The 10,507-nt window shown below is 68.7% G+C and carries 12 protein-coding genes and 1 tRNA gene; 6 read left to right on the top strand and 7 right to left on the bottom strand.

Annotated elements, in window-relative coordinates:
- The first annotated feature begins 29 nt into the window (after window positions 1-29).
- Window positions 30-596: a TetR/AcrR family transcriptional regulator gene (locus ACXPWS_RS11310; RefSeq protein WP_458712515.1), complete on the top strand. Its 567-nt coding sequence runs from the start codon at window positions 30-32 to the stop codon at window positions 594-596.
- Window positions 597-660: 64 nt separating this feature from the next.
- Here ACXPWS_RS11310 and ACXPWS_RS11305 read toward each other — a convergent pair whose 3' ends face one another.
- On the bottom strand, window positions 661-1,140 hold the full coding sequence (locus ACXPWS_RS11305; RefSeq protein ID WP_458712514.1) for an LppP/LprE family lipoprotein: 480 nt from the start codon (window positions 1,138-1,140) through the stop codon (window positions 661-663).
- Window positions 1,141-1,169: 29 nt separating this feature from the next.
- Window positions 1,170-1,242, bottom strand: a tRNA-Asn gene (locus ACXPWS_RS11300).
- A 144-nt stretch (window positions 1,243-1,386) separates the two neighbouring features.
- Here ACXPWS_RS11300 and ACXPWS_RS11295 point away from each other — a divergent pair.
- Complete coding sequence (locus ACXPWS_RS11295) at window positions 1,387-1,653, top strand: hypothetical protein (protein ID WP_458712513.1); 267 nt, start codon at window positions 1,387-1,389, stop codon at window positions 1,651-1,653.
- On the opposite strand, the gene ACXPWS_RS11290 is transcribed toward ACXPWS_RS11295, so the two are convergent.
- The 3 genes from ACXPWS_RS11290 to ACXPWS_RS11280 are packed head-to-tail and all read right to left on the bottom strand — an operon-like array spanning window position 1,650 to window position 5,201.
- Window positions 1,650-1,976, bottom strand: coding sequence for a DUF7155 family protein (locus ACXPWS_RS11290; RefSeq protein WP_458712512.1), 327 nt, complete (start codon window positions 1,974-1,976; stop codon window positions 1,650-1,652). The genes ACXPWS_RS11295 and ACXPWS_RS11290 overlap by 4 nt on opposite strands.
- A 16-nt stretch (window positions 1,977-1,992) precedes the next feature.
- Entirely contained in the window at window positions 1,993-3,912 is a 1,920-nt protein-coding gene (gene dnaG / locus ACXPWS_RS11285) for a DNA primase (RefSeq protein ID WP_458712511.1), read from the bottom strand.
- A 20-nt stretch (window positions 3,913-3,932) separates the two neighbouring features.
- Entirely contained in the window at window positions 3,933-5,201 is a 1,269-nt protein-coding gene (locus ACXPWS_RS11280; protein ID WP_458712510.1) for a deoxyguanosinetriphosphate triphosphohydrolase, read from the bottom strand.
- A gap of 32 nt (window positions 5,202-5,233) precedes the next feature.
- On the opposite strand from ACXPWS_RS11280, the gene ACXPWS_RS11275 reads away from it, so the two are divergent.
- A complete protein-coding gene (locus ACXPWS_RS11275) occupies window positions 5,234-7,234 on the top strand; it encodes a TPM domain-containing protein (RefSeq protein WP_458712509.1) in 2,001 nt (666 codons plus the stop codon).
- On the opposite strand, the gene ACXPWS_RS11270 is transcribed toward ACXPWS_RS11275, so the two are convergent.
- On the bottom strand, window positions 7,231-7,680 hold the full coding sequence (locus ACXPWS_RS11270) for a winged helix-turn-helix transcriptional regulator (RefSeq protein WP_458712508.1): 450 nt from the start codon (window positions 7,678-7,680) through the stop codon (window positions 7,231-7,233). The two genes, ACXPWS_RS11275 and ACXPWS_RS11270, sit on opposite strands and share 4 nt — an antisense overlap.
- Window positions 7,681-7,771: 91 nt before the next feature.
- Between ACXPWS_RS11270 and ACXPWS_RS11265 the strand changes: the two genes are divergently transcribed.
- The 3 genes from ACXPWS_RS11265 to ACXPWS_RS11255 are packed head-to-tail and all read left to right on the top strand — an operon-like array spanning window position 7,772 to window position 9,981.
- On the top strand, window positions 7,772-8,449 hold the full coding sequence (locus tag ACXPWS_RS11265) for an SDR family oxidoreductase (RefSeq protein ID WP_458712507.1): 678 nt from the start codon (window positions 7,772-7,774) through the stop codon (window positions 8,447-8,449).
- Between the two features lie 12 nt (window positions 8,450-8,461).
- Complete coding sequence (locus tag ACXPWS_RS11260) at window positions 8,462-9,478, top strand: alcohol dehydrogenase catalytic domain-containing protein (protein WP_458712506.1); 1,017 nt, start codon at window positions 8,462-8,464, stop codon at window positions 9,476-9,478.
- On the top strand, window positions 9,475-9,981 hold the full coding sequence (locus tag ACXPWS_RS11255; protein ID WP_458712505.1) for a DUF302 domain-containing protein: 507 nt from the start codon (window positions 9,475-9,477) through the stop codon (window positions 9,979-9,981). The genes ACXPWS_RS11260 and ACXPWS_RS11255 overlap by 4 nt, the downstream gene beginning before the upstream one ends.
- Here ACXPWS_RS11255 and ACXPWS_RS11250 read toward each other — a convergent pair.
- Window positions 9,978-10,505: an EspA/EspE family type VII secretion system effector gene (locus ACXPWS_RS11250; protein WP_458712504.1), complete on the bottom strand. Its 528-nt coding sequence runs from the start codon at window positions 10,503-10,505 to the stop codon at window positions 9,978-9,980. The two genes, ACXPWS_RS11255 and ACXPWS_RS11250, sit on opposite strands and share 4 nt — an antisense overlap.
- Window positions 10,506-10,507: the final 2 nt, after the last annotated feature.

Here is a 10,507-nt window from a genome sequence, read left to right as displayed (position 1 = left end):
CGCAACAACCCCAGGCAGGAAGCACGCGTATGCAAGCCCGCGATCGGCTCATCGCCGGTGCCGTCGACCTCATCCGCCGCAACGGCGTCGCAGGTACCGGCCTCGCGCTGCTGTTGGAGGTGAGCGGGACGGCCCGTCGTTCGCTCTATCTGAACTTTCCGGGCGGCAAGGCCGAACTGATCGCCGATGCCACCGCCACGGCCGGCCGGGTCACCGGCTCGGTGATCGACCGACTGGCCCGTGACGGCGACCCGGCGACGGTGATCCGGCGCTTCGTCGCCGGCTGGATCGCCGCGCTGGAAGCCACCGATTTCACCGCGGGCTGCCCCATCATGGCCGCGGCCCTCGGACGCTCGGAGGCACCGGCTGCGGCCGATACCGCCGGGGCCGTGTTCACCGACTGGGAACAGCGCCTGACCGGCCACCTCCAGGCGGCCGGATTGTCAGTGGGCGACTCCGGGCAACTGGCCACCGTCACCATCGCGGCCGTCGAAGGCGCCATCGTGATGTGCCAGGCCACCAAGTCCGATCAGCCGCTGCGGCGCGTCGAGGAGGGGTTGATCGAGTTGTACCGACAGAAGGCCCGCCGCGGCTGACGCGAGATTGCGGTTACTGCGCAGAAGTTCGAGTGCGGAGCCCGATAACCGCAATCTCGGCGCGCTACGGGTTCGGGATCGGATCCAGCGCCTTGAGCTTGCCGTCGTCGCCGATCTGGAAGCGCACCTGGCCGATACCGGTCGGGCAGCACGGTTTGTCCGCCCCCTGGCGCCACTGATACTGCACGGTTGCGGTCTTGTCCCCCAACGGCACAACGGTGGTGTAGGGCCGCGGCCGGGGCGTCGGCGGACCCAGCGGCGAATTGCGGTCGAAGAACAGCACCTGGACCGCCGCGTCCTGGGCGGTGTCGCCGGTTCCCACCACCACCCAGTGCAGCCGGCAGTCGCCGGTGTGCCCGTTCGAGGTTTCGTGCCAGCGACCGCCAAGCGCCTGCACCGCGGTGGACACCGTCTCGGCGGTCGGGGTGTCCTCGGCCTTGCATTCGGTGGAGGTCGACGGCCCCGCGTTCGGCGGGCTCCAGCCACAGGATGCTGCGATCAGCGTGATCGTGGACAGCAGGGGGATCATCCGCGAAAGCCGCATGGGTGCGAGCTTACGGACCGGAATGAAAGCTCCCCCGCTTGGACTCGAACCAAGAACCGTCCGATTAACAGTCGGAAGCTCTGCCAATTGAGCTACAGGGGATTGAACCGAAAACAGACTTTAGCGCATGTTGGCCATCCGACCCGAATCGGCATGTCAGAGCGTTTTCCGCACGCCCGTCGGCGAGCACACAGGCACGTGAGGCAGGATGGTGAGCGTTCTGCTTGACCCGGGGAGGGAGTGCACGTGTTCCGGTTCGTCTTCGTGCTGGGAGTCGGCTACGTGCTGGGCGCGAAAGCCGGCCGGCACCGCTTCGAACAGATCGCCGGCACGTACCGCGCGGTCACCGAGAATCCGGCCACCAAGGCCGTGCTGGACGCTGGGCGGCGCAAGCTGGCCGATCGGGTGTCCCCCGATCCGGCATTGGTGAACCTGACGGCGATCGACGCCGAGACGACGGTGCTGGCGCCGGTGGACGATGAGTCCGCGGCGTCCAACGGCCGGCGGCGCTAGTTGAGCGGGACGTTCCAGGTCTGACCGGGCAGGAGCGGGCCCGACTGGATGCCGTTGCTGCCCACCGAGATGCCCGGGCTACTGAAACCGGCACCGCCGCCGCCACCGGAGTTCGAATAGGACAGGCACTTGCCGTCCTCTTTGTTGCCGAACCACGCCAGGCATGCGGGCTGTGCCTGCACCGAACTCTGCGGGCCCGCGGCCGAGAGGGCCAGCACCGGTGCGGCCGCAGCCACCACCGCGAACGCGCCCACCAGGACCAGACGTCGAGCTGAAGTGTTCACCGGGATGCCTTTCTGATGGCACGTCGCACGCCCCACCATAGCGTGCGAGGTGGGGTCACGCAGTCATGTCATCACCGCTGGCCTGCTCCAGCAGGCTGCGGCGATAGGTCTCCATGGCCACCAGATCGCCGAACAACGCGTGGTATTCGTCGCTGTGGTCCACCGGTGACATCCGCTGCAACTTGGACTTGACCTCGGCGATCTGCCGTCCGACCGACACCTCCTGCAGGCGGGCGAGCACACCGGAGACGTAGCGGACCAGTCTCTCGTCGTCCTCGATCCGGATGGCTTCCACCCCGAGTTCGTTGACCAGGTTCGCCGCCTCCGGGGAGTCCACCAGATCACGGACCGCCTCGATCCACTGTCCCCCGGACAGCCCGGCCGACATCCCGCCGGCCGCGGCGATGGCCGCCCGCACCGACGCATATCCGGGATGGGTGAAGCTCTCGGCGGTCAGTGAGTCGAAGACGGGACCGGCCAGCCCCGGGTACTGCAGCGCCGACTTGAGCGCCTCGCGCTGCGGGCGCAGGGTCGGGTCGCGCGGGTCCGGACGAGTGACCGTGGGGCGCGGCCGGGCCGGTTCGGCGGCAGCGCGCGCCCGGCCGGCGTCCCGTGGCGCACCCTTCTTGGGTCCTTTTCGCCCGGCCTCCTCACGGACCCGGGCCAGCACCTGGGCGACGTTGTCCCAGCCCACCCAGCCGGTCAGCTGACGCGCGTACTCGTCGCGCAGCGTGGGGTCCTTGATTCCGGCCACCATCGGCACGCAGCGGCGCAACGCCGCCACCCGGCCCTCGGCGCTCTCCAGGTTGTGATCGGTGAGCGCCGTGCGGATGGCGAACTCGAACAGCGGGGACCGGCGGGCCACCAGATCGCGCAACGCGCCGTCGCCGGAGCGCAGCCTCAGATCGCACGGGTCCATCCCATCGGCGGCCACGGCCACGAAGGACTGCCCGGCGAGGTTCTGCTCCCCCTCGAACGCCTTCACCGCGGCGGCCCGGCCGGCCGCGTCACCGTCGAACACGTAGATGAGCTCACCGCGAAAGAAGTTGTCGTCCATCATGAGTCGGCGCAGCATCGAGAGGTGCTCGTCGCCGAACGCGGTGCCACACGCGGCCACCGCGGTGGTCACCCCGGCCAGGTGCATCGCCATCACGTCGGTGTAGCCCTCGACCACCACGGCCTGGTGCCCCTTGGCGATGTCGCGCTTGGCCAGATCCAGCCCGAACAGCACGTTGGATTTCTTGTACAGCACCGTTTCCGGGGTGTTGACGTACTTGGCTTCCATGTGATCGTCGTCGAACAGCCGTCGCGCGCCGAAGCCGATGGTCTCACCGGAGGACACTCGGATGGGCCACAGCAGCCGGCGGTGGAACCGGTCCATCGGGCCGCGTTTGCCTTCGCGGCTCAGCCCGGCGCCCTCCAGCTCCTTGAACTCAAATCCCTTGCGCAGCAGATGCTTGGTCAGGGTGTCCCAGCCCGACGGGGCGAAACCGCAACCGAACCTGGCGGCCGCCTCGGCGTCGAAGTTGCGCTCGATCAGGTACTGCCGCGCCGGCGCGGCCTCCTCGGACTGCAGCGCCTGGGCGTAGAACTCCTGGGCGGCGGCGTTGGCGGCGATCAGCCGGCTGCGGCTGCCGCGGTCGCGCTGCACATTCGTGGTCGACGAACCGGTGTAGGTGACGGTGTAGCCCACCTTGTCGGCCAGCAGCTCGATGGCTTCGACGAAGGTGACGTGCTCGATCTTCTGCAGAAAGGCATAGACGTCACCGCCCTCGCCGCAGCCGAAGCAGTGGAAGTGGCCGTGGTTGGGCCGCACGTGGAACGACGGTGACTTCTCGTCGTGGAACGGGCACAGGCCCTTCAGCGAGTCCACCCCGGCGCGGCGCAACTGCACATAGTCGCCGACGACTTCCTCGATGCGAACGCGTTCGCGAATGGCCGCGATATCGCGATCTGGAATACGCCCCGAAGCCATCGCGTCAGTCTAGAGGCCAGTCACAACGGCCTGCGTGAGCGCGCGTCATAGACGCGTTCCAACCGGCTCTCGGTGTAGGAGGCGATCTGATCGATCACCACCCGCAGCCGGGATCCGTCGTCACCCGCGGCGGCGAACTCCGGCGCGAACTGCGCGTCCAGACTGCTGGGCGCCTGCGCCCACAGCACCAGCGCGATCTCTTCGATCAAGGTGCGCTGGTCGGCCTGGATCTGCAGGTGCCGATGATCGGACATGATGAATTGCAGGGCCAGCATCTTGAGCACCGCCACCTCGGCGCGCACCAGCGCCGGAACCGCGAGCTCGGTGTCGTAACGGCGCAGCGGCCCGTCGCCGGCCACCGCCCGGGTCTGGGTGATCGCGGCGTTGGCGAACCGGCCGACCAGTTCACTGGTCATCTGCTTGAGGGAAACCGAGGCTGCGACGGTGCCGTCGAACTTGCCCACCGCCGCCACCACCGGCATCTCCGAGAGCCGCCGGGCCGCCGCCAGCAGGTCATCGTGGCTCACCGTCGGGAACGCCGCGGCGCCCAACCGGGCCAGCCCGTCGGCGGCGTCGTCATCGGCGAGCACGCGCAGGTCGATGCGGCCCGAGATGACGCCGTCCTCGACGTCGTGCACGGAGTAGGCGACGTCGTCGGCCCAGTCCATCACCTGGGCTTCCAGGCAGGTCTGCTCGAACGGCGCGCCGTCGCGCATCCACGTCGCGGCGTCGGCATCGTCGTCGTAGAAGCCGAATTTCTTGCGTTCGCCCTCGCGGTACCACGGATATTTCATCACCGCGTCCAGCGCGGCGCGGGTCAGGTTCAGGCCAGCGGAACGGCCGTCGGCGCCAAGAATTTTGGGCTCCAGCCGGGTCAGGATGCGGAAGTTCTGGGCATTGCCCTCGAACCCGCCGAAGGCCTTGACTATCTCGTTGAGCGCGCGTTCGCCGTTGTGCCCGTACGGCGGATGGCCGATGTCGTGGGCGAGTCCGGCCAGGTCGACCAGGTCCGGGTCACAGCCAAGCCCGACAGCCATCCCGCGGCCTATCTGAGCCACCTCCAGCGAATGCGTCAGGCGGGTGCGCGGGGTGTCGCCCTGGCGTGGACCGACGACTTGGGTCTTGTCGGCCAGCCTGCGCAACGCCGCACAGTGCAAGACCCGGGCCCGGTCCCTGGCGAAATCGGTGCGGTGCTCGGTACCGGTTCCCGGCATGGCGGCACCCTTGGGCGCTTCGATCACCAGGCGCTGCCTGTCGAAGTCGTCATAGGTATCGGTCACGGTGCCCACTGGCGGACAGTCTGCCAGCTAGATTTGCGGACATGCGCCTCGCCCGCCTGCCCAGCGTGATCCTCGCGGTATTGTCCGTCGCTCTGCTGGCGGCACCCGCGGCGAGGGCCGAGCCGCCGTTGCGGCTGTCCAGCCAAATCGTCGACAGCGCAAACGCGCTCACCGGAGCCGACGAGAGCAACGTCAGCCAGGCGATCGACAAGCTCTACAACGACCGGCATGTCCGGCTGTGGGTGGTCTACGTCGACACCTTCTCCGGTCAGGAGGCCGAACCGTGGGCGCGGGCCACGCTGGCGGCCAGTGACCTGGGCACCTACGACGCGCTACTGGCCGTCGCGGTCACCGACCGGGCCTACGCCTTCCTGGCCGGTGGCGTGGCCGCCAGCAATTCCGAGGCCAACACCTTGCGCCGCAACGAGATCGAACCCGCTTTGCACAACGGGGACTGGGCCCGGGCCGCCATCAGCGCCGCCGAGGGACTCAACACGAACGCCTCCTCGACGCCGTCGTCGTCGGATGCGGAGATGAACTGGGTCGGGTTGGTCGCCATCCTGGCGGTGATCGTGCTGGCGGTGCTGATCCTGGTGTTGTGGCAGCGCCGGCGTAAACGCAAGCGCCGCGAGGCCGATCTCGCGGCCGCTCAGCACGTCGACCCGACCGATCCCGGCGCCCTGGCCTCGGTGCCGCTGGACACCCTCGATGACCTGTCCCGCTCCCTGGTGGTGGAAGTCGACAATGCGGTACGCACCAGCGAGAACGAATTGACACTGGCGATCGAGGAATTCGGCGAGAAGGACACCGCGCCGTTCGTCACCGCGGTCGACGCCGCGAAAACGACGCTGGGACAAGCGTTCAACGTGCGCCAGATACTCGACGACACGGTGCCCGAGACTCCCGCGCAGCGCCGCGATCTGCTGACCAGGGTGGTGGTGGCCGCCGCGAAGGCCGACCACGCACTCGAGGCGCAGCGCGAGGCGTTCGCCCAGCTGCGCGATCTGGTGATCAACGCACCGGCGCGGCTGGACACCCTGACCCAGCAGATGGTTGAGCTCACCGCCCGGATTGCGCCGTCCGAGCAGACGCTGGCTGGACTGCACCAGCAGTTCGCCGACGCCGCACTGGCCTCGGTGGCGGGCAATGTCGAAACCGCGAAGCAGCGTGTGGCGTTCGCCGATCAGAACATCACCAATGCGCGCACCCTGGTGGCCCGCCCCGCAGGCAGCCAGGCCGGCCTGGTCGACTCGGTGCGCGCCGCGGAGTCGGCCTTGGGGCAGGCCCGTACCCTGCTGGATGCCGTCGACAGCGCCGCCACCGATATCAACCGGGCCATCGCCGCGCTGCCCGCCGCGATCGCCGACATCCAGAACGGCATCAACGCCGCGGGCACTCAACTGGCCCAGGGCAACCTGGCCCAGGCCGCCGCACTGGGCGCGGCCCGCGACACCGCGGTCAAGGCCGTATCTGCCGCGCAGAGCAGCGGCACCGCCGATCCGCTCGGCGCGTTCACCGATCTCAGTGCCGCCGACGCCGACCTGGACCGCCTGTTGGCCACGGTCACCGAGGAGCGTGAAACCGCCGAACGGCTGCGCCGGGCCTACGAGCAGTCCTTGTTCAGCGCGCAGTCGAGGGTGCGCGGGGTATCGGATTTCATCGACACCCGGCGCGGCAGCATCGGCCCCGAGGCGCGGACCAAGCTGGCCGAGGCGGTCCGCCAATTGCAGGCCGCCCAGGACCGACAGGCGACCGACCTGTCGGGCGCCATCCAATACGCCAACGGGGCGGCCACGCTGGCCGCCCAGGCCCAGATGCTGGCCAACCAGGATGTCGCCGCGGCCGCGCGGCACTACAGCGGCTACGGCGGCGGCAGCTCGAATTCGGGTGCCGTGCTGGGCGGCATCATCATCGGCAACATCTTGTCCGGGGCCCTGCGCGGCGGGCTGGGCGGCAGTGTGGGCGGTGGCTGGAGCCCGACATCGTTCGGCGGGTCGGGCAGCTCCGGCGGTTCGTTCGGTGGGGGCGGCGGGCGGTTCTAACCGCCCGGCGCCACCAGCGCCACCTCTGCCGGCGGAACATCGCCCCCGTCGCGGCGGCGGAACGCGATGCCGACGGGCTGGCCGGTGCCGGTTTCGACGAACTGGTAGGCGCTGCTGTAGTCCCGGGCCAGATGACGGTGACCCCACTGGCCGAGGGCGGCCAGCACCGGAATCAGGTCGTGCCCCGCCTCGGTGAGCACGTACTGGCTGCGGGTCCGGTCACCGGGCTTCTGGTAGTCCACCACCTCGAGTACTCCGGCGGCGACCAGCTCGGACAGCCGTGCACTGAGCACGTCGGAGGCGACGCCCAGTTGCTCCTTGAACTCGGAGAAGCGAGTGCGGCCCAGCAGGGCTTCGCGAATGATCAGGATCGCCCAGCGCTGCCCGAGCACGGACATGGTGCGGGCGATCGGACAGGGGTTGTCGATCCACGAATCGGTGCGCATCGTCATATTCTACCTAGGTTGGAAATACAAACCCAGCACTGTTACGTTGACTCCGGGCACAAGGCGCAGACAACGAGCAAGGGAGACGACCATGACAGGAACACAGGTAGCCGGGGCGACCGCGCTGGTGACCGGCGGGCAGCAGGGACTGGGCAAGGCGATCGTCACCGCCTTACTGGAGGCCGGTGCGGCCAAGGTGTATTCGACCAGCCGACGAACGGGCGCCTCCAAGGACCCGCGCGTGGTGGTCGTCCAGGCCGACGTCACCGACGGCGAATCGGTGGCAAAGCTGGCGGAACTGGCCGCCGACGCCACCATCGTGGTCAACAACGCCGGGGTGCTCGGAGGCAAGTCGCTGTTGAGCGACGACCTCGATGACGTCCGGTCCGTCCTGGACACCAATCTCTATGGCGCACTGCGGGTGACCCGGGCCTTCGCCCCACTGCTCGCGGGCCGCCAGGGCACCGTGGTCAACATCGCGTCGGTGCTGTCCTGGCTGCCCGGTTACGGCTCCTACGGCGTCTCCAAAGCGGCGCTGTGGTCGGCGACGAACTCGCTGCGCCTGGAGCTCAACGAGCAGGGCACCAACGTCATCGGGGCCTATCTGGGCTACACCGACACCGACATGACGGCCGATCTGGATGTGCCGAAGAACGATCCGGCCGATGTCGCCCGCCAGATCGTCGCGGGCATCGACTCGGGCGTGGCCGAAGTGCTCGCCGACGACCTCAGCCGTCAGGTGCACGCCCCGCTGTTCCCGGTCGCGTAGGAGTACCCGAACATGGCGACTTATCGGGCCTTTCAGGTCACCGGTCAACGCGAGTTCACGCTCACCGAACGCGAAGTGGTGCCGCCCGGCTACGGCCAGGTCCGGGTGCGGGTGCTCAGCTGCGGCGTCTGCCACAGCGACGTACTCGCCGTCGAAGGGCAGCGACCCGACCCCGCCCAGCCGGTGGTCCCCGGTCACGAAATCGTCGGCGTGGTGGACGCCGTCGGTGCCGGCGTACACGCGTGGGTGCCGGGAGACCGGGTCGGCATCGGGTTCCTGGGTGGACAGTGCAACGAGTGCGAATTCTGTCGGCGTGGCGATTTCGTCAACTGTCTCGATCAACCGACACCCGGCACCAGCACCGACGGTGGATATGCCGAGATGGTCTACGCGCGTGCCACCGGGCTGGTGCGGATACCCGACGGAATCGACGCCGACCTGGCCGCTCCCCTGCTGTGCGCCGGTGTGACCACCTTCAATGCCTTGCGTGGCGCGAACGCCGCACCGGGTGCGCTGGTGGGGATCCAGGGGCTCGGCGGACTGGGGCACCTTGGCGTGCAATATGCCAAGGCGCTGGGCTATCGGGTCGCGGCGATCGCCCGGGGATCCGAAAAGGCCGACCTGGCAAAGCAATTGGGCGCAGACTTCTACATCGACAGCGCTGCCGAAGACCCCGGCGCGGCATTGACCGCCCTCGGCGGGGCCGCCGCCATCGTCGCCACCGCGGCCAGTGGTGGGTCGATGGGCCCGCTAGTGAGCGGGCTGCGACCGCGCGGGCAGCTGGTGGTCGTCGGCGCCGCACCCGATCCGATCTCGGTGAACACCGTCGACCTGATCTTCGGCAGCCGCAGTGTGGTCGGCAGCCTCACCGGCTCCGCCATCGAGAACGAGGACAACCTGGCGTTCGCGGTCGCCCACGACATCGCGCCGATGACCGAGGTGATGCCGTTCGAGGACGCGCCGCAGGCCTACGAGCGGATGATGTCAGGCAAGGCCCGTTTCCGGGTGGTCCTGGAGATTGCGCGATGAGCCGGGCCAGCACCGCCGTCGAGCACCTGAACCGCCGCCTGCTGGTGGCGCTGCCCGACGGGTACGAGCAAGCCCGCACCCGCTACGAAGACCTCGCTCCTGCAGTCGATCTCGCCGCGTTCGCGAAGCTCGCCAACTGGGACGAGGTGCTCGCCGAGATGAAGGTGCAAGCCCCGCACGGGTTTGTCCGGTACGCCAGCTTCGATGTAGCGCTTTCGATGACGGGCTCCGGGTCGAAGTGGCCCGCCACCGAATATCTGATGGGCAATCACACCATCGCCGAACGCATGTACCGCCACGATCCCGGGGTCATGCTGCACGCACCGCTGCGGACCTTGCTCTACGCCGGACCCGACGGCACGGTGCTGGCGGTCGACCAGCCCAGCCTGTTGTTCGGCAGCTACGGGAATCCGGCGATCGCGGCGGTGGGTGTCGAACTCGACGGCCTGCTGGCCACCCTCATCGAGCTGCTCGGCGGCGAGGTGCCGACGGCGTTGCGTTAAGCGTCTCCACTGCGGAGTGCTCGATACTCGGTACCGATCGCGCGGATCCGGGCGGCGATACCGAACATGTCGTTGTTCGATCGCGACACGATGTCGGCGACCTCGGCGGCACCTTTGGACACCGCCGGAAGCAGAGCGCGCTCACCTGCCGCGTTCGGCGGCACACTGGCGGCGACGCTGAGCACCCACTGCTTGACCGAATCGAGTTCGCGGCGGCCGGCGGCCACCACCGCCGCGGACCGATCGACCTCGGCCCCCAGCCGCCTGTCGAGTTCGGCGAGCCGGGCCAACGTCGCGGCCAGGTGCTGGTTGTGGTCCGAATACGTCTGCGCCGCGGAGCCGGTCCAACTCGCCCCGGGCATGGCGGCCGAGACGGTCTGCCGCGATTCCTCGAGCCGACCGCTGGAATCGAATCCCGCCCCATCTACCGGCGCCCCGGCGCCCAGCGTGGCGCGGGCACTGTCCCACGTCGAAAGAAATGCTCCCAGAACGTTGATCACCGCCCCTTTCGGTACCTTGCTCAAAT

The sequence above is a fragment of the Mycobacterium sp. BMJ-28 genome (assembly GCF_054404835.1).
This window is presented reverse-complemented; position numbering and strand designations above follow the sequence as displayed.